This is a genomic window from Methylobacterium sp. CB376, from assembly GCF_029714205.1.
Classification (GTDB): Bacteria; Pseudomonadota; Alphaproteobacteria; order Rhizobiales; family Beijerinckiaceae; genus Methylobacterium.
Window position 1 is genome coordinate 5350307 of record NZ_CP121648.1, and the last position, 17210, is coordinate 5367516.

Sequence of the window (17210 nt, forward strand, 5' to 3'; positions counted from 1 at the left end):
ACCGTCATGCTCGACCGCCGCCGCTTCCTCGCCGCCGCCGCGCTCCTGGCCGGCGGCCTCCCCGCCCGCGCGGCCGGCCTGCCGCTCGGGGCGCCGAGCCCCTTCGACTTCGAGGCGCTGAAGGCCCGCGCCCGCGACCTCGCCGCCGCGCCCTACCGGCCCCCGGCGATCCCCGACCGGGAGGTGCTGCAGGCGATCGACTACGACGCCCACGGCAAGCTGCGCTTCAAGCCCGACCACGCCCTCTGGGCCGAGGGCCCGGGCGCCTTCCCGGTGACCTTCTTCCATCTCGGCCGCTACTTCCAGAAGCCGGTGCGGATGCACCTGGTCGAGGGGGGCGAGGCCCGCGAGATCGTCTACGTCCAGGACGCCTTCGAGATGCCGGCGGATTCGCCCGCCCGGCGCCTGCCGCCGAATCCCGGCTTCGCGGGTTTCCGCTTCCAGGAGCGGCGCGGCGGCGCCCTCGACTGGCGGCGCAACGACTGGGTGGCGTTCCTCGGCGCCTCCTATTTCCGGGCGATCGGCGAACTCTACCAGTACGGACTCTCGGCGCGGGGCCTCGCCCTCGACACCGTGATGCCGGACCGGCCGGAGGAGTTTCCCGACTTCACTCATGTCTGGTTCGAGACGCCGGCGCCGGATTCCGACACCGTCACGGTGATGACGCTCCTCGACGGCCCCTCGGTGGCGGGCGCCTACCGGTTCCGGATGCGGCGCGGCAAGGCCGTGGTGATGGAGATCGAGGCGCGGCTGCACCTGCGCCGGGACGTCGGCCGCTTCGGGCTGGCGCCGCTCACCTCGATGTACTGGTTCTCCGAGACGGCCAAGCCCAGCGCCGTCGACTGGCGCCCCGAGGTGCACGATTCGGACGGGCTGGCCCTGTGGACCGGGAGCGGCGAGCGCCTCTGGCGGCCCCTGCGCAACCCGCCCCGGACCATGGTCTCGGCCTTCGTGGACGCGCGGCCGCGCGGCTTCGGGCTGATGCAGCGCGACCGCCTGTTCGACCATTACCAGGACGGGGTCTACTACGACCGCCGGCCCTCGCTCTGGGTCGAGCCGCTCGGGGATTGGGGCCGGGGCAGCGTGCAGCTCATCGAGAACCCGACCGACGACGAGATCCACGACAACGTCGTGGCCATGTGGGTGCCGGAGGAGCCGGCCCGGGCCGGCTCCGTGCACGACCTCGCCTACCGGCTGCACTGGGTGGCCGACGAGCCCTATCCGTCCGCGCTCGCGCGCTGCGTCGCGACCCGCGAGGGCAATGGCGGGCAGGCCGGGACGGAGCGCCCGAAGGGCCTGCGCAAGTTCGTGGTGGAGTTCCTGGGCGGGCCGCTGGCGCAGCTCCCCGCGGGCGTGAAGCCCGAGCCGGTGCTCAGCGCCTCCCGCGGCAGCTTCCCGCTCGCCCGCACGGAGGCGGTGCCGGACGACGTGCCGGGCCATTGGCGCGCCGAGTTCGACCTCGCGGTCACCGGGTCCGAGCCGGTGGAATTGCGGCTCTTCCTGCGCCAGGGCGACCGCACGCTCAGCGAGACCTGGACCTACCAGGTCATCCCGGCGGCCTGACCGCGGGATCGGGGCGATCCTGCGCCCCTCGATCGACCGCCGCGCGTCGCGGCCTCCGGGAAAGGTTGCGCCGCGGGCGCGCGGGGGGGGCCGCCCGTCCGGGCGCTACCCGAGTTCGGCGAGCGGCACCGGATAGGCGTGCGGCCGCCCCGCCAGCATCGAGTCGATCAGGGCCAGCACCTCGCGCCGGCCGACATTCGCGGCCTGCTCGAAGGGCGTCCAGGTCTGGACGAAGTCGAGGCCGGCGAAGACCTCCCGGTAGCGCAGCAGCTCGGCCGGGGTGAGCGGCACGCCGCGCACGAAGGCCTTGTGGGCGGAGATCGTCAGCGCCCGGCGCGGATCCTCCGGATCGAGTTCGAACTTGAGCGCGTCGCCGCAGAACAGGATCCCGCGGGCGCGGTCGAACAGCACGGCGTGGCCGTCGAAATGGCCGGCCGTGCGGTGCAGGACGAGGCCCGGCAGCGGCTCCAGCTGGTCGTCGTAGGGCCAGGACACCCGGAGGGCGGCGCTCCAGGCGAAATCCGCCGCCGGCAGGGCGAGTTCGGGGTCGAAGCGGTCCTGGAGCTGCGGCAGCGCGGCGTAGCTGTGGGGATGCGAGGCGGAGAGCACCGCCACGCCGCCGAGCGCCGCGACGTGGTCGAGCGCCGCGTCGCTGAGCACGGTGCAGCCCTCGAAGCCCAGATTCCCGTGCGGGGTGGTCACCAGATAGGCGCTCGGCCCGATCCCGGTCACCGGGTCGTTCCAGAACTTCCACACGCCGGGCTCGACCTCGGCCCAGTGACACGGGAAGGCGGCCTGCGCCTCCGCGACGGTGCGGAAGCGCCAGCCCTGCTGCGGCACGACGTGGCGGGCGTCCAGGCAGAGCGGGCAGGCGGGCGGGGCCGCGAAGTGCCGCTGCCAGAAACCGCAATTGTCGCACAGGAAGGCCGGGAGCTTGAGCGCGCCCGCGAAGGGCAGGTAGCCGGGCAAGGTCGGGTCCTGGTCAAGAGGGCTGGGCAGACAGCAGGGCTGGGCAGACAGCGCTCGGCGGGAGATAGTGCGGCGGCCGCACGGGTCGATCTCCGGCGGGTTCTCGAAGCCGCGGCGTAACCGCCGGGCGGGCGGCGGCGAAACACGGGGCAACGGTCAAGGCGGCGGGCGGGCGCCCGGCGGCACGATCGGGGGGACCCGCATGACGCTTCTTCGCCGACGCCTCCTCCTCAGCCTCCCGCTCCTCTCGCTGGCCGCCGCCAAGCCCCAGAGCAAGCCCCAGAGTTCGGGAGGAGAGGTCACCACCACCGACCTCGTCCTCAACTGCGACACGGCCCTGGGCCCGGTCCTCGCCCGGGCGGCGGAGAGGTTCCGGTCCGTCTCGGGCGTCACGGTCCGGGTCTTCCCGACCAGCCCCGGCCTCCTGGTCCCGCAGCTCGCCCGCAAGGTCCAGAACGACCTCCTGGTCACCCAGGACGGGATCGTGGCGCAGGCGGCCGCCGCCGGGCTGATCGACGGGGCGCCGGTCGGGGCGTGGCGCAACCGCCTCGTCGTCGCGGCCCGCAAGGGCGCCGCCGCCGACGCGCTGAGGGGCCGGATCGCGGTCTGCGACCCGACCCCGGCCGCCGACATGGACGGGCCCGGGATCCTGCGAGCCCTGCAGCTCGGCGAGAGGAGCGTCGTCGGCGTCCTCGACACGGACGAGGTGCTGGACCTCGTCCTGCGCGGCGAGGCGGAGGCGGGGTTGCTGCACGCGAGCGACCTCGCGCAGCGCCCCGCGCTCGAGGTGATCCGCCCGGTCCCGGAGCGCGTCGCGCCGCCGATCACCTACCGGGCGGCCGTGACGCGCCTCGCCCGTCGGCCGAATCCGCGGGCCTTCCTCGACTTCCTGACCTCGCCCGCCGGAAGCGGAGCGCTCGCCGCGCAGGGACTGGAGACGACCGCATGAGCATGCACGGCGTTCAGACCCATGCCTGGCCGGTGCGGATCGCGCACTGGACCATGGCGGGCGCGATCCTGGTGATGATCGGCAGCGGCTGGCGCATCTACAACGCCGAGCCGATCCTGCCCTTCCGCTTCCCGCTCTTCGCCACGCTCGGCGGCGACGTCGAGGCGGCCCTCGCCCGGCACGGAGACCCGGGCGTCGCCACCGCGATCGCGTGGCACTTCGCCGGCATGTGGGTCCTCGCCGGCGCCTACCTGCTCTTCGTCGGCTACGGCCTCGCCTCGGGCCATTTCCGCCGCGACTTCCTGCCGGTGGGGCCGCGCAGCGTCCTGCGCGACCTCGCAGCGGCGCTGCGCTTCCGGCTGGAGCACCGGCTCGGCGAGTACAACGCCGTGCAGAAGCTGTTCTACTGGGGCGTCCTCGCGGCGGTCCTGGTCGTCATCCTGTCGGGCGTCGCGATCTGGAAGCCGGTGCAGACCTACCCGCTCGAACTCGCCTTCGGCGGGTTCCAGGGCGCGCGCGTCGTCCACTTCCTGGCGATGACGGCGATCGTCGGCTTCCTCGTCATCCACCTCGCCCTGGTCGCCCTCGTGCCGAGCACGCTCGTGGCCATGATCACCGGCCGCTCCGGCCGGCCCGCTTCGGACACGTCCCACGGGACCGGAGACGCGGCATGACCCTGCTCCCGCGCGACTTCACCTTCGACCGGCGCCGCCTCCTCGGCGGCAGCCTCACGCTCGGCGCGCTCACCCTGCTCACCGGCTGCGACGTGAGCGACGGCGGCGCGGTCCAGGCGGCGCTCGCCCGGGTCTCGGCCTGGAACGACCGCGTGCAGGCGAGCCTGTTCGGCCCCGACCGGCTCGCCCCGATCTTCCCGGATGCCCTGGCGGTGAAGGATTTCCGCTACAACGCCTGGTACGGGCCGCAGGATGCGCCCCGCCTGGACCCGGCGACCTATCGCCTGCACCTCGCGGGCCGGATCGCCGACAAGCGGCCCTGGACCGTGGATGCCCTGGCGGCGCTCCCCCAGGTCACCCAGGTGACGCGCCACGTCTGCGTGGAGGGCTGGAGCATGATCGGCCAGTGGAGCGGCACGCCGCTGCGCACCTTCCTGGAGCGCGTCGGCGCCGACCTGACGGCCCGCTACGTCGGCTTCGAGTGCGCGGACGGCTACTACGAGGGCCTGGACATGCCGACGGCGCTGCACCCGCAGACGCTGATGGCCTTCCGCCTCCACGGCGAGACGCTTCCGGTCCGCCACGGCTTCCCGTTCAAGCTGCGGGTGCCGACCAAGCTCGGCTTCAAGAACCCGAAATTCGTCACCACGGTCTACGTCACCGACAAGCAGCCGCGGGGCTACTGGCCGGACCGGGGCTACAATTGGTTCAGCGGGCTCTGAACATGGGCCGCCCCGCCTCCTCCACCTGCGCCGTCGGCGTCATGGCGAAGGCGCCGCAGGCAGGCCGCTCGAAGACCCGCCTCTGCCCGCCGCTCACGCCCGCGCAGGCCGCCGCCCTCTCGGCCGCCTTCCTGCGCGACACGACCGCCGCGCTCGCGCGCGCCGCCGCGCGGGCGCCGATCGCGCCCTACGCGGCCTACGCGCCCCGCGGCGCGGAGGATGCCGTGCGGGCCGGGATCGCCCCCGGCACCGCGCTGATCCTGGCGGACGGCTCGCCCCCGATGCCGCCCGGCGTCGAGGGGTTCGGGCGCTGCCTGCTCCACGCCGTCGACGGGATGCTGGCGCGGGGGCACCCGGCCGTGGGCGTGCTGAGCTCCGACTGCCCGACCCTGCCCGCCTCCGTCCTGGTCGAGGCCGCGCGGCTGCTGCTCGCTCCCGGCGAGCGGGCCGTGCTCGGGCCCTGCGCGGATGGCGGCTACTACTTCCTGGGGCTGAAGGGACGGCACCCGGCGCTCTTCGCGAACATCGCCTGGAGCACCGGGACCGTGGCGCAGGCGACCCGGGCGCAGGCGCGGCGGATCGGCCTCGCCCTCGTCGAACTGCCCGAATGGTACGATGTCGACGACGCCGACGCGCTCGCGCGGCTGCGCGGCGAGGCGGGCGCCGGGTCCCCGGCGACGGCGGCGGCGCTCGCGCGGCTCGCCGCCGCCCCGCGGGCGGAGCCGGCCGCGTGAGGACCCCGCTCGCCCGCCTCGCCCTGCTCGCCGGGCTCCTCGTCGCGCTCACCCTCGGCGGCCTGTCCCTCCATGTTCCAGGCGCCGACACGGTGGGCACGCCGCTGCGGGCGCAGATCCTGGTCGGGCTGCTCGCCGTCTCGGTGGGGATCTACCTCCTGGCGGTGCGGCTCGTCCTGCGGGAGAGCGTGCCGGCGCGGGCCCTCTGGCTGGTGATCGGCGTCGCCCTCCTGCTGCGGCTCGCGCTTCTGCCCGCCCCGCCCTTCCTGTCGAGCGACATCTACCGCTACGTCTGGGACGGGCAGGTCCAGGCCGCCGGGATCAACCCCTACCTGTACGTCCCGGCGGACCCGGCCCTGGCGCAGCTGCGCGACCCCGCCATCTTCCCGCTCATCAACCGGGCCGACTACGCCCGGACGATCTACCTGCCCGCCGCGCAGCTCGCCTTCGCGGCGGTCGGGCGGCTGAGCGCGAGCGTCACCGGCATGAAGGCGGCGATGCTCCTGTGCGACGGCGTCGCGATCCTGTGCGTCCTGCGCCTCCTCGGGGGCGCCGGCCTGCCCCCCGCCCGCGTGCTCATCTACGCCTGGAATCCGCTGGTCCTGTGGTCCTTCGCCCTCGACGGCCACGTGGACGCGCTCGCGGTCGGCCTCCTCGCCCTCGCGCTCCTCGCCCGGGCGCGGCACCGGGAGGGCCTCGCGGGCGCGCTCCTCGCCGCCGCGAGCCTCGTGAAGGTGCTGCCCGTCGTGGTGGCGCCGGCCTTCCTGCGCGGGGGCGGCTTCGGGCGCCCGGCCGCGGCGGGCCTCGCGACCCTGGTCGTCCTCTCCCTGCACTACCTTTCGGCCGGCCCGCTGATCCTCGGCTTCCTGCCCGCCTACGGGGCCGAGGAGGGTTTCGACACCGGCCGGGGCTTCTGGCTGCTCGCCGGACTGGCGCATCTCGTGCCGCTCCCGGCGGCGGCGGGCCGCCTCTACGGCCTGTGCGCGGCGCTCGGCTTCGCGGCGCTCGCCGCCTTCGTGGCCACGCGGCGCGCCGGGCCGCCCGACGCCGTCCGCCTCTGCCGCGACGCCGGCCTGCTGGCGGCCGTCGCCACCGCGGCGGCGAACCCGCACTACGCCTGGTACTATCCGTGGCTCGCGCTGCCGGCCGCGATCGCCCCGACGCCCGCCGTGATCTGGCTCTCGGCGGCGCCGGTGCTGTTCTTCATCGACCCCTTCAACGAGCGCTTCGTCTGGCCGGGCCTGGTCTTCGGTCCGGCCGTCATCCTCGCCCTGCGCGACCTGCGCCGGGCCCGCAGCACGGCGCTCGCCCTCGCGCCGAAAGGAGCGTCCTGATGTCGGCCTCCCCCGGGATCGCGAATCCGCGCCGCTACTTCGAGGCGGTCGGCGACGCCCGCGACGCGGTCGCGACCGCGCCGCCCGTCTGCCTCTACCTGGAGGTGACGAACCGCTGCAATCTCCTCTGCGAGACCTGCCCGCGCACGTTCGAGACGCTCGAACCCCCGGCCGACATGAGCTGGGACCTGTTCACCCGCATCGTCGATCAGGTCCCCGGCATCGCCCGGGTTGTGCTGCACGGGGTCGGCGAGCCGATGCTGGTCGACGACCTGCCGCGGATGATCCGCCACCTCAAGGCGCGGGGCACCTACGTGCTGTTCAACACGAACGGCACCCTGATGCAGCCCAAGCGGTTCCGGGACCTGATCGAGACCGGGCTCGACGAGCTGCGCGTCTCCCTCGACGCGGCCGACCGCGCCTCCTACAGGCGGGTGCGCGGCAAGGACTTCTTCGATCGCATCGTGCGCGACGTCGGCCGGTTCACGGCCTTCCAGAGGGAGGCGGGCGCCGCGACCCCGAGGGTCTCGCTCTGGCTCACCGGTCTCAAGGAGACGATCGACCAGTTGCCGGACTTCGTGCGCCTCGCCGCCCGGATGGGGGTGCGCGAGGTCCACCTGCAGCGGCTCGTCTTCGACGAGGCCGGCTACGGCATGGCCCGCGCCGACCTCTCGCTGTTCGAGCGCGCGCGGGAGGAGGAGCATGCCGCCATCGCGGCCGCGCAGGCGATCGGGGCCGAACTCGGCGTCAGCCTGGACGCGTCGGGCGCCACCGAGCCCGGCCTCAGCCTCAGGCGGCAGGCCGAGGACCGGCCCTGGGCGACCTGCCGGCGGCCGTGGTCGCTGATGTACATCACCGCCCACGGCCGCGCCCTGCCCTGCTGCATCGCGCCCTTCTCGGTGCGGGGCTACGACAGCTACACGCTCGGCGACGCGACGCAGGCGAGCCTGCGCGAGATCTGGAACGGCGAGGCCTACCGGGACTTCCGCCGCGCCCTGCTGTCCGAGGCGCCCCCGGCGCCGTGCCGGAATTGCGGGCTGCGATGGAGCCTGTGAGCGTCGTCATCCCGACCCTCGACGAGGGGGAGACGATCGGCGCCGTGCTGCGCGAGATCCCGCGCGCCTACGCGGGCGACCTCATCGTGGCGGATGGCGGCAGCCGCGACGACACCCGGGCGATCGCGGCGGCGGCCGGCGCCCGGGTGATCGAGGCCGGGCGCGGCTACGGCCGGGCCTGCGCGGCGGGTGCGGCGGCGGCGCGGCCGGAGAGCCGGGTCATCGCCTTCCTCGACGGGGACGGCGCCGACCGGGGCGACCTGATCGCGCGGATCGCCGACCCGGTCCTGCGGGGGGAGCGGGACCTCGTCCTCGCCTCGCGCACCCGCGGCGCGCGCGAGCCCGGCGCGATGCTCTGGCACCAAGTGCTGGCCGGGCGGCTCGCCGGCCTCGGCATCGGGGCGCTCTACGGGGTGCGCTACAGCGACATGTGCGCCTTCCGGGCGATCGGCCGGGACGCCCTCGCGCGGCTGAACCTGCGGGAGATGACCTATGGCTGGAACATCGAGATGCAGATGCAGGCGGCCCGCGCCGGCTACCGCATCGCCGAGGTGCCGGTTCCCTATCGGTGCCGGGCGGGCGGCCGGTCGAAGGTGGCGGGATCCCTGACCGGGACGCTTCGGGCGGGCAGCCGGATCGTCTCGACCTTCCTGCGCGTCGCGGCCGGGCCGGCGCCGCCGCCATGACCGAGGCCTTCCTCCTCGCGGACTACCTTGCGCGCTGGTCCGGCGAGGCGCCGAACGACCTCGCCGCCTCGGATTCCGAGACGCTGCCGGTGGCCTCGCTCCTGGCCCTCGCGGACGAGGAGGATCGGCGCCGCTGGAACGCCCTCGATCTCGGCTACGCGGATCCGCGGGGCGCCCCCTGGCTCCGGGCCGCCGTCGCCTCCCGCTACGCGGGTCTCGCCCCCGAGGCGGTGCTGGCCTGCGCGGGGGCGCAGGAGGCGGCGACCTGCGTGCTGCGGGCCCTGCTCGGCCCGCAGGACCACGCGGTGATCGTCCTGCCGCTCTACCAGCCCTCCGAGCGGGTGGTGACGGCACTCTGCGCGGCGACCGGCGTGCCGCTCGCCGAGACGGGCGGGAGCTGGGCCCTCCGGGTCGACCGGGTGGCCACCGCCCTGCGGCCGAACACCCGGGTGGTGCTGACGAACTTCCCCAACAGCCCGACCGGCGCCACCCTCGACGGCGGGACCCTGCGCGACCTCGTCGGGCTGTGCCGGGCCCGCGGCCTCTGGCTCGTCAACGACGAGGTCTACCGCGAGACCGCCACCGACGAGGGCCCGCCCGCCTGCGTGGAGGCCTACGAGCGGGGCGTGTCGGTCGACGGGCTCTCGAAGGGGTTCGGCCTGCCGGGCCTGCGCGTCGGCTGGGTGGCCTGCCGCGACCCGATCCTCATGGCGCGCACGCTCGCGGTGAAGAGCACCCTGTCGAGCTGCCTCTCCGCCACCAGCGAGGTGCTGGCCCACATCGCCCTTCGCCACCGGGCGCGGATCCTGGCGCGGACGCGGGCGATCGGCCTGCGCAACCGGGCCCGCCTGGACGACCTCCTGGCGCGGCACCGGGGCCGCCTCGCGGAGGACGGCTCGCGCAATCTCGCCTTCGGCTTCCCGCGCTATCTCGGGCCGGAGGGGGCGGAGCGTTTCGCCGTCGACCTCGCGCGGCGGGGCCGCTGCCTCGTGCTGCCCTCGACGCTGTGGCGCTCGCCCCTCGCGCCGCTCCCCGCCGACCGCCTGCGCATCGGCCTCGGCCAGGCGCGGGCCGGGGCGGCGCTCGACGCCCTCGACGCGCATCTGGAGGAGGTGCGGGCGTGATCCGGGATCCGGTTGATCACCGTGGATCCCGTCTCACGAGCCCGCGCGGCGCTTCACGGGTCGCGCCCGCGCGCCCTCCGGTCCTGGTCGGGACGGTCAGCGCCGATTCGCCGCCAGGAACCCGCCCATCCGCTCCAGGGCGCGGGCGATGTTCTCCGCCGAGTTGGCGTAGGACAGCCGGAGGTAGCCCTCGCCGTGGACCCCGAAATCCGGGCCGCCGATCGCGGCGATCCCGGCCTCCTCCAGCAGCGCCGAGGCCAGGGCCTTGGCCTTCCAGCCGGTCCGCGCGATGTTCGGGAAGGCGTAGAAGGCGCCCTTCGGGGTGATGCAGGAGACCCCCGGCAGGCGGTTCAGCCCCTCGACCACCAGGAGGCGGCGCCGGTCGAACTCCGCCATCATGGCGGCCACCGCGTCCTGCGGCCCGTCCAGGGCCGCGATGCCGGCCCATTGCGTCGCCGCGTTCACGCAGGAGAAGGAATTCACCGCGAGCTTGCGCGCCGCCTCGTAGAGGGGCGCGGGCCAGACCGACCAGCCGAGCCGCCAGCCCGTCATCGCGTAGGTCTTGGACGCGCCGTCGAGGTAGATCAGCCGGTCGCGAATCTCCGGATAGGCGAGCAGCGTGTGGTGCCGCGCGCCGTCGTAGGTCATGGTGCCGTAGATCTCGTCCGAGAGCACCGCCACGTCGGGATGCGCCGCGAGCCCCGCCACCAGGCGGTCGATCTCCGCCTTCGGAGTCACGCCGCCGGTCGGGTTGGCCGGCGAGTTCACGATCAGCAGCCGGGTGCGCGGCGAGATCAGCGCCAGCGTCTCCTCGGCCGAGAAGGCGAAGCCGTTCGCCTCGCGGATCGGGATCGGCACCGGGGTCGCGCCGGTGAACTCGATCATCGAGCGGTAGATCGGGAAACCCGGATCCGGATAGAGGATCTCGGCCCCCGGCTCGCCGAACATCAGGATCGCGGCGAACATCGTGACCTTGCCGCCCGGCACGATCATGACGCTGTCGGGCGAGACCTCGACCTCGAGCCGGCGATGGAGGTCGCGCGCCACGGCCTCGCGCAGGGGCAGGATGCCGGTCGCGGGCGTGTAGCCGTGATGGCCGTCGCGCAGGGCCTTGATCGCCGCCTCGACCACGTGGGGCGGGGTCGGCATGTCGGGCTGGCCGATACCGAGATTGATCACGTCCCGCCCGGCCTGCGCCAGGGCCGTGGCCCTGGCCAGCACCGCGAAGGCGTTCTCCTCGCCGATGCGCGCGAAGGCCGGAACCGGGGTCGGCATCGCGGCCGTCGCGCCCGTCAGCGCTCGCTCTTGGCGGCCAGCCGGCTCGCGCCGTAGGACAGGGCGCCGCCGAGCACGATGAGCAGGATCCCGACCTTGACCGCCGCCCACAGGAGCGAGCGGTTGACGCCCTCGTCGGTGAGCATGATCAGCAGGCAGGCCAGCACCGGCAGCGACACCACGATGCCGATCGGAATCAACGGGTTGGTGCTCTTCTCGGTCATGAATCCGGTCCCACGGGTCGACGTTGCGCCGGCGTCATAGCACCCTCGTGCGGCGGTGGGGACACCCGGCCCGAGGATTCTTTCGTCCTGCGACGACGCGCGCGGCCCGCGCGCCACGCGGCCCGACTCTGTTGCCTTCCCGCACCGGCCGGGTCCAATGTCCGCCGCCAATCGTGAATGGAGGAACGCCCGATGGCCCCCACGCCCCGCCCCCGGATCGATCCGAGCCGTCTGCGGTCGCGGCTGTGGTTCGACAATCCCGACAATCCCGGCATGACCGCGCTGTACCTGGAGCGCTACCTGAACTACGGCCTCACCCTGGCCGAGCTGCAGGCGGGCAAGCCCCTGATCGGCATCGCGCAGACCGGATCCGACCTCTCGCCCTGCAACCGCCATCACATGGAACTCGCCAAACGCGTGCGCGACGGCATCACGGCGGCGGGCGGCGTCGCCTTCGAGTTCCCCTGCCACCCGATCCAGGAGACCGGCAAGCGCCCGACCGCCGCCCTCGATCGCAACCTCGCCTACCTGTCGCTGGTCGAGGTGCTGTACGGCTACCCGCTCGACGGCGTCGTGCTGCTCACCGGCTGCGACAAGACCATGCCGGCCTGCCTGATGGCGGCCGCCACGGTGAACATCCCGGCGATCTCGCTCAATGTCGGGCCGATGCTGAACGGCTGGAGCCGCGGCGAGCGCACGGGCTCGGGCACCGTCGTCTGGAAGGCCCGCGAGCGCCACGCGGCGGGCGACATCGACTACCAGCAATTCCTCGACATCGTGGCCTCCTCGGCGCCCTCCACGGGCCATTGCAACACGATGGGCACCGCCTCGACCATGAACGCCCTGGCGGAGGCGCTCGGCATGGCGCTGCCCGGCTCGGCGGCGATTCCCGCCCCCTATCGCGAGCGCGGCCAGGCCGCCTACGCCACCGGCCAGCGCATCGTCGAGATGGTCTGGGAGGACCTGAAGCCCTCCGACATCCTCACCCGCGAGGCCTTCGAGAACGCCATCGTGGCCAACACCGCCATCGGCGGCTCGACCAATGCGCCCATCCACATCAACGCCATCGCCAAGCTGATCGGCGTGCCGCTGAGCTGCGACGACTGGGAGCGCGTCGGCTACGACATCCCGCTGCTCGTCAACATGCAGCCGGCCGGGGCCTATCTGGGCGAGGAATATTATCGTGCGGGCGGCCTGCCGGCGGTGCTGGCCGAGCTGATCGAGGCCGGCAAGATCCACGCGGACGCGCTCACCTGCAACGGCCGCACCGTCGGGGAGAATTGCCGCGAGGCCAGGACCTGGGACCGCGAGGTGATCAAGCCCTATTCCGAGCCCCTGCGCGAGCGGGCCGGCTTCCTCAACCTCAAGGGCACGCTGTTCGACTCGGCGATCATGAAGACGAGCGTGATCAGCCGCGAGTTCTACGACCGCTACCTGTCGAACCCGGGGGATCCCTACGCGTTCGAGGGCCGGGTCGTGGTGTTCGACGGGCCCGAGGATTACCACCACCGGATCGACGACCCCGCCCTCGACATCGACGAGAACACGGTGCTGATCATGCGCGGGGCGGGCCCGATCGGCTATCCGGGCGCGGCCGAGGTGGTGAACATGCAGCCGCCGGGGGCGCTGATCCGGCGCGGCGTGCTCTCGCTGCCCTGCATCGGCGACGGGCGCCAGTCGGGCACCTCGGGCACGCCCTCGATCCTCAACGCCTCCCCGGAAGCGGCGGCGGGCGGCGGGCTGGCGCTGCTGCAGAACGGCGACCGCGTCCGCATCGACCTCAACACGCGGCGGGCGGACATCCTGCTGCCCGACGAGGAGCTGGCGCGGCGGCGCGAGGACCTGGCGGCGCGGGGCGGCTACCCGTTCCCGGCGAGCCAGACGCCCTGGCAGGCGATCCAGCGGGCGATGGTCGAGCAGCTCTCCGAGGGCATGATCCTGCGCGGGTCGGACGCGTTCCAGAAGGTCGCCCAGACCATGGGGCCGCCGCGGGACAACCACTGATCCGCGGTGCAGAGGCCGCGAGGGGCCGCGCCCCTCGCGGGAGACCGCGCCCTACGCCTCGGGGACGTTCCGCTCCAGCTCCTCCAGCCAGGCGCGCGCGTTGCCGTCCGAGGGCGCGCGCCAATCGCCGCGGGGCGAGAGGGAGCCGCCCGCCGCCACCTTCGGGCCGTTCGGCAGGGCCGAGCGCTTGAACTGGCTGAAGCCGAAGAAGCGCTGCAGGAACACCTTCATCCAGGCGCGGATCTCCGGCAGGGCGTAGGCGCCCCGGCTCGCCTCGGGGAAGCCGGGCGGCCAGGGGCCGCGCGCGGGGTCCTCCCAGGCGCGGGCCGCCAGGAAGGCGATCTTGGAGGGCCGGAACCCGTAGCGCAGCGTGTAGAACAGGGTGAAATCCTGCAGCGCGTAGGGGCCGATCTTGGCCTCGGTGCTCTGGAGCTTCTCGCCCTCCTTCACGGGCACGAGTTCGGGCGAGATCTCGGTGGCGAGGATCGCCTCCAGGGTGCGGTTCACCTCCGCGTCGAACTGGCCGGAGGCGACCACCCAGCGGATCAGGTGCTGGATCAGGGTCTTGGGCACCCCGGCATTGACCCCGTAATGGGACATCTGGTCGCCGACGCCGTAGGTGCACCAGCCGAGGGCCAGCTCCGACAGGTCCCCGGTGCCGACCACGATCGCGTCGTTCTGGTTGGCGAGGCGGAACAGGAAGTCGGTGCGCAGGCCCGCCTGCACGTTCTCGAAGGTCACGTCGTAGACCGGCTCGCCGCGCCCGAACGGGTGGCCCATGTCGGCGAGCATCTGGCGGGCCGCCGGGCGGATGTCGAGCTCGACCGCCGCCGTGCCGAGGGCCGCCATCAGCCGATGGGCATTGCCCTTCGTCTCCGCCGAGGTGGCGAAGCCCGGCATCGTGTAGGTCAGGATGTTGGTGCGCGGAAGACCAAGCCGGTCGAAGGCCTTGGCGGCCACGATGAGGGCGTGGGTCGAATCGAGGCCGCCGGAGATGCCGATCACCACCTTCTCGGTGCGGATGGCGCGCAGGCGCTGGGCGAGGCCCGCGACCTGGATGTTGTAGCCCTCGTAGCAATCCTGCGCGAGGCGGGCGGGATCGGCCGGCACGAAGGGGAAGCGCTCGACCGTGCGGGCGAGGCCGAGATCCGCCGAGGGCGGCGAGACCGTGAAGGGGACGCGCCGCCAGGGCCGCTCGCCCAGCACCGCGCGGGCATTGTCGTCGAAGCTGCCCATCTGCGCCCGCTCCTGGCGCAGGCGGTCGAGGTCGATGTCGGCCAGGGTGACGAGGGGGCCGGCCGGGAAGCGCTCGCCCTCGGCGATCAGCGTGCCGTCCTCGTAGATCACGGTCTGGCCGTCCCAGGCGAGGTCGGTGGTCGATTCGCCCGGGCCGGCCGCCGCGTAGACGTAGGCCGCGAGGCAGCGGGCGGAGGCCGACTGGCACAGGAGCTTGCGGCTCTCGGCCCGCCCGATGGTGATCGGGCTCCCGGACAGGTTCACGAGCACGCTCGCCCCCGCGAGCGCCGCCAGCGCCCCGGGCGGGACCGGGATCCACATGTCCTCGCAGACGTCGACGCCGATGACGAGGCCCGGCAGATCCTCCGCGCCGAACAGCAGGTCGGTGCCGAACGGCACCTCCTCGCCGCCGAGCCGGATCGCCGCCCCGGCGATCCCGGCGCCGGGGGCGAAGTGGCGCTTCTCGTAGAATTCCCGGTAGTTCGGCAGGTAGCTCTTCGGCACCACCCCGAGCACGCGCCCGCGATGCACGAACACCGCCGCATTGTAGACCCGGTTGCGGTGTCGCAGCGGGGCGCCGACCACGAGGAGCGGCAGCAGGTCCCGGGTCCGCGCCGCGAGGTCGGCGAGGGCCGCCTCGACCGCGTCGAGCAGGGTGTCCTGCAGGAGCAGGTCCTCGATCGCGTAGGCGGAGAGGCAGAGTTCCGGAAACACCGCCAGCGCGACGCCCTGGTCGTGGCAGCGCCGCGCCAGCGCCAGGATCTCGTCCGCGTTGGCGGCGGGCTCCGCGATGTGGCTCTGCCCGACGCAGGCCGCGACCCGGACGAAGCCGTGCTGGTAGAGGGAGCGGAACATCGAGGATGAACCTCCGGCGATGACGACGCTTCGTTAATGCGGCGAGACCGGGCGCGGTGCCAGCGTCTCCCGTGATCAGGCCGCGGGACGACGCGCATCGGCGCGCCGGAGCAGGCCGCCCATCCCGACGAACAGGGCGGCGGAGGCGGCCGCGTTGGCCAGGAAACCGGGATCGGCGGCGTAGAGGGCGGCGCCGGCGAGCGCGCCGACCGCGCCGCCGAGCTGAAAGGTGGCGTTCAGGATCGCGCCGAGGCTGCCGCGCTCCGCCGCCGGCACGACGGCCATCGCCCCCTGGAGCAGCAGCGCCGTGATCATGTCCCGGCCGAACGCGTAGGCCGCGTAGGCCAGCGTCTGGAAGGGCAGATTGCCCTGGCCGAAGGGGACGGAGGCGACGATGAGCGCGGTCGCGAGAACGACGCCGGTGCAGAGGCCGAGCGGCCTCGCGACGCGCTTGGCGACCCAGCCGGAGACCATCGCGCCCGCGAAGCCTCCGACCTCGCCCACGAACAGCATCGCCCCGATCACCGCCGGCCCCCGGTCCGGCAGGCCGTCTCGGAGGATCCAGGTCGGATAGAGGCCGATGAACGCGAAGGTGCCTGCGCTGCGTGCGACATAGGCCATGAGCAGCGGGCCCGTGCCGCTCGCGAGGGACAGGACGCGTTCGCGGTAGGTCGCGAGCGTGACCCGGCTCGCGGCGCGCCCCTCGCGCGGCGTCGAAGGAAGACGCGTCGCCGCGAGACAGAAGCCGCTCGCGAGGAGCGCGGCCGGAACGAGGGGCAGCTGCCAGGCCACGGCGCCGGCGAGCCGCACGCCGAGCGACATGGCGCTCATCAGGGCGACCGAGGCGGCGGTGATCGCGGCGTTGAAATTGATGAGGAAGAACGCTCCCCACAGCACGGCCACGGCGCGCATCGATGCGTCCTTCCCGCTGCGATCCCGCGGCCACGCGAGTCGTTCATCTTCCCTAACGTCAATAACATATCATGAACGTGGACCGGCGCACGGGTCGGACGACCGGACCGGCGATCCCGCCCTGCGTCATGGTGGGAGGCGGCGCGGGACAGGTCCCGCCCGGCTGCCTAATCGGGTGTTAACGATACCCCGCCTAACTGGTGGAGAGCAGCGGCCGCGGGCGGCGCGGCCCGCCTCCAACCAGCCAGCATCATGAGATCTTCGGGACGGCCCCCCTACCTCGAACCATCCGCTCGCCCGCTGCAGTCGATGCGCGGCGCGCCCGCTCCGGTTGCCCGCCGCGGGTTCTCGCTCGCGGCGGTCGCCGAGACCCTGATCCGCCTGAGGGCGCTGATCGCCCGGCGCCTCCTGGTGCCGGCGGCGCCGCAGCGCCTCGCCCTGCCGCCGCCGCCCAAACCCGCGGCGCTGAGCCCGCGCGCGACGCCGAGCTGGATGACGGAGCCCGCCCCGCGCCAAGCGCCGCCCTCGTGGTCGCCCGACCTCGTGCGCGCGGCGCCGCCCGCGCCGGCCGAGGCGCCGCCGGTCGCGACCCCGCCCGCCGTCGCGCCGCGGCAGGAGGTCGCCGAGGTCCCGCCCCCGCCGCGTCCTGCGGCGCCCCTCGACCATCTCCCCGCGCCGGCCGCCTTCGTCCCGGCACCGGCGCCCCCGTCATGGCCGCGCCGCCCCCGCCGGCTCCCCCGCCGCGGCCTGTCGACCTGCCGCGGCACGCCGGGCCGGGCCCCGACATGGAGGATGCCTGGCTCGCGATCCCGCCCGCCGGTCCGGCCCGGACCGTGCTGACGCGGGTGCGCCGACAGGCCGAGGCCGCGCGGCGCGGCGAGGAGGCGCGGCCCG

General features: G+C 73.9%; 16 protein-coding genes. 11 read left to right on the forward strand and 5 right to left on the reverse strand.

The genetic code is table 11. The features are described from left to right. Positions 1-6: 6 nt before the first annotated feature. Complete coding sequence (locus QA634_RS24595) at positions 7-1563, forward strand: glucan biosynthesis protein (protein ID WP_012334609.1); 1557 nt, start codon at positions 7-9, stop codon at positions 1561-1563. A gap of 105 nt (positions 1564-1668) precedes the next feature. On the opposite strand, the gene QA634_RS24600 is transcribed toward QA634_RS24595, so the two are convergent. Further along, positions 1669-2532: an MBL fold metallo-hydrolase gene (locus tag QA634_RS24600; protein WP_012334610.1), complete on the reverse strand. Its 864-nt coding sequence runs from the start codon at positions 2530-2532 to the stop codon at positions 1669-1671. 202 nt (positions 2533-2734) lie between these two features. On the opposite strand from QA634_RS24600, the gene QA634_RS24605 reads away from it, so the two are divergent. From QA634_RS24605 to QA634_RS24640, 8 genes are read left to right on the forward strand one after another with little or no spacing between them, the layout of a single operon-like run. Next, positions 2735-3481, forward strand: a complete 747-nt coding sequence (locus tag QA634_RS24605) for a substrate-binding domain-containing protein (protein WP_012334611.1) — start codon at positions 2735-2737, stop codon at positions 3479-3481. After that, on the forward strand, positions 3478-4155 hold the full coding sequence (locus QA634_RS24610; RefSeq protein WP_012334612.1) for a cytochrome b/b6 domain-containing protein: 678 nt from the start codon (positions 3478-3480) through the stop codon (positions 4153-4155). The genes QA634_RS24605 and QA634_RS24610 overlap by 4 nt, the downstream gene beginning before the upstream one ends. Continuing rightward, positions 4152-4877 carry a molybdopterin-dependent oxidoreductase gene (locus QA634_RS24615; RefSeq protein WP_012334613.1) on the forward strand — a complete coding sequence of 242 codons (726 nt, stop codon included), beginning with the start codon at positions 4152-4154 and terminating at the stop codon, positions 4875-4877. Before QA634_RS24610 ends, QA634_RS24615 begins: the two co-directional genes overlap by 4 nt. 2 nt (positions 4878-4879) lie before the next feature. Next, a complete protein-coding gene (locus tag QA634_RS24620; RefSeq protein ID WP_012334614.1) occupies positions 4880-5611 on the forward strand; it encodes a TIGR04282 family arsenosugar biosynthesis glycosyltransferase in 732 nt (243 codons plus the stop codon). Continuing rightward, positions 5608-6945 (forward strand): hypothetical protein, encoded by a 1338-nt coding sequence (locus QA634_RS24625; RefSeq protein ID WP_012334615.1) that lies wholly within the window; start codon positions 5608-5610, stop codon positions 6943-6945. Before QA634_RS24620 ends, QA634_RS24625 begins: the two co-directional genes overlap by 4 nt. Further along, a complete protein-coding gene (locus tag QA634_RS24630) occupies positions 6945-8000 on the forward strand; it encodes a radical SAM/SPASM domain-containing protein (protein ID WP_012334616.1) in 1056 nt (351 codons plus the stop codon). The genes QA634_RS24625 and QA634_RS24630 overlap by 1 nt, the downstream gene beginning before the upstream one ends. After that, entirely contained in the window at positions 7997-8686 is a 690-nt protein-coding gene (locus tag QA634_RS24635; RefSeq protein ID WP_012334617.1) for a glycosyltransferase, read from the forward strand. Before QA634_RS24630 ends, QA634_RS24635 begins: the two co-directional genes overlap by 4 nt. Then, the gene (locus QA634_RS24640; RefSeq protein ID WP_012334618.1) at positions 8683-9810 is read left to right on the forward strand and encodes a pyridoxal phosphate-dependent aminotransferase; all 1128 of its coding nucleotides are present in this window, start codon (positions 8683-8685) and stop codon (positions 9808-9810) included. Before QA634_RS24635 ends, QA634_RS24640 begins: the two co-directional genes overlap by 4 nt. Before the next feature lie 96 nt (positions 9811-9906). On the opposite strand, the gene QA634_RS24645 is transcribed toward QA634_RS24640, so the two are convergent. Further along, on the reverse strand, positions 9907-11085 hold the full coding sequence (locus tag QA634_RS24645) for a pyridoxal phosphate-dependent aminotransferase (protein WP_012334619.1): 1179 nt from the start codon (positions 11083-11085) through the stop codon (positions 9907-9909). 17 nt (positions 11086-11102) lie between these two features. Beyond that, positions 11103-11309, reverse strand: a complete 207-nt coding sequence (locus QA634_RS24650; protein ID WP_012334620.1) for a hypothetical protein — start codon at positions 11307-11309, stop codon at positions 11103-11105. Between the two features lie 192 nt (positions 11310-11501). Here QA634_RS24650 and QA634_RS24655 point away from each other — a divergent pair, with 192 nt between their 5' ends. Further along, complete coding sequence (locus tag QA634_RS24655; protein WP_012334621.1) at positions 11502-13313, forward strand: IlvD/Edd family dehydratase; 1812 nt, start codon at positions 11502-11504, stop codon at positions 13311-13313. 51 nt (positions 13314-13364) lie between these two features. Here the strand turns inward: QA634_RS24655 and QA634_RS24660 are convergent, their stop codons facing one another. Together QA634_RS24660 and QA634_RS24665 are read right to left on the reverse strand one after the other, a co-directional pair. Then, on the reverse strand, positions 13365-15404 hold the full coding sequence (locus QA634_RS24660; protein WP_012334622.1) for an NAD(+) synthase: 2040 nt from the start codon (positions 15402-15404) through the stop codon (positions 13365-13367). Positions 15405-15479: 75 nt separating this feature from the next. Beyond that, positions 15480-16316 carry an MFS transporter gene (locus QA634_RS24665; RefSeq protein ID WP_012334623.1) on the reverse strand — a complete coding sequence of 279 codons (837 nt, stop codon included), beginning with the start codon at positions 16314-16316 and terminating at the stop codon, positions 15480-15482. A gap of 252 nt (positions 16317-16568) precedes the next feature. Here QA634_RS24665 and QA634_RS24670 point away from each other — a divergent pair, with 252 nt between their 5' ends. Continuing rightward, on the forward strand, positions 16569-17156 hold the full coding sequence (locus tag QA634_RS24670) for a hypothetical protein (protein WP_283026832.1): 588 nt from the start codon (positions 16569-16571) through the stop codon (positions 17154-17156). Positions 17157-17210 lie beyond the last annotated feature (54 nt).

Excerpts from the sequence above, each read along its gene's own strand:
- QA634_RS24595 (WP_012334609.1), top strand. The coding sequence starts at position 7 with ATGCTCGACCGCCGCCGCTTCCTCGCCGCCGCCGCGCTCCTGGCCGGC.
- QA634_RS24605 (WP_012334611.1), top strand. The coding sequence starts at position 2,735 with ATGACGCTTCTTCGCCGACGCCTCCTCCTCAGCCTCCCGCTCCTCTCG.
- QA634_RS24610 (WP_012334612.1), top strand. The coding sequence starts at position 3,478 with ATGAGCATGCACGGCGTTCAGACCCATGCCTGGCCGGTGCGGATCGCG.
- QA634_RS24615 (WP_012334613.1), top strand. The coding sequence starts at position 4,152 with ATGACCCTGCTCCCGCGCGACTTCACCTTCGACCGGCGCCGCCTCCTC.
- QA634_RS24620 (WP_012334614.1), top strand. The coding sequence starts at position 4,880 with ATGGGCCGCCCCGCCTCCTCCACCTGCGCCGTCGGCGTCATGGCGAAG.
- QA634_RS24630 (WP_012334616.1), top strand. The coding sequence starts at position 6,945 with ATGTCGGCCTCCCCCGGGATCGCGAATCCGCGCCGCTACTTCGAGGCG.
- QA634_RS24640 (WP_012334618.1), top strand. The coding sequence starts at position 8,683 with ATGACCGAGGCCTTCCTCCTCGCGGACTACCTTGCGCGCTGGTCCGGC.
- QA634_RS24645 (WP_012334619.1), bottom strand. The coding sequence starts at position 11,085 with ATGCCGACCCCGGTTCCGGCCTTCGCGCGCATCGGCGAGGAGAACGCC.
- QA634_RS24650 (WP_012334620.1), bottom strand. The coding sequence starts at position 11,309 with ATGACCGAGAAGAGCACCAACCCGTTGATTCCGATCGGCATCGTGGTG.
- QA634_RS24655 (WP_012334621.1), top strand. The coding sequence starts at position 11,502 with ATGGCCCCCACGCCCCGCCCCCGGATCGATCCGAGCCGTCTGCGGTCG.
- QA634_RS24660 (WP_012334622.1), bottom strand. The coding sequence starts at position 15,404 with ATGTTCCGCTCCCTCTACCAGCACGGCTTCGTCCGGGTCGCGGCCTGC.
- QA634_RS24665 (WP_012334623.1), bottom strand. The coding sequence starts at position 16,316 with ATGCGCGCCGTGGCCGTGCTGTGGGGAGCGTTCTTCCTCATCAATTTC.
- QA634_RS24670 (WP_283026832.1), top strand. The coding sequence starts at position 16,569 with ATGAGATCTTCGGGACGGCCCCCCTACCTCGAACCATCCGCTCGCCCG.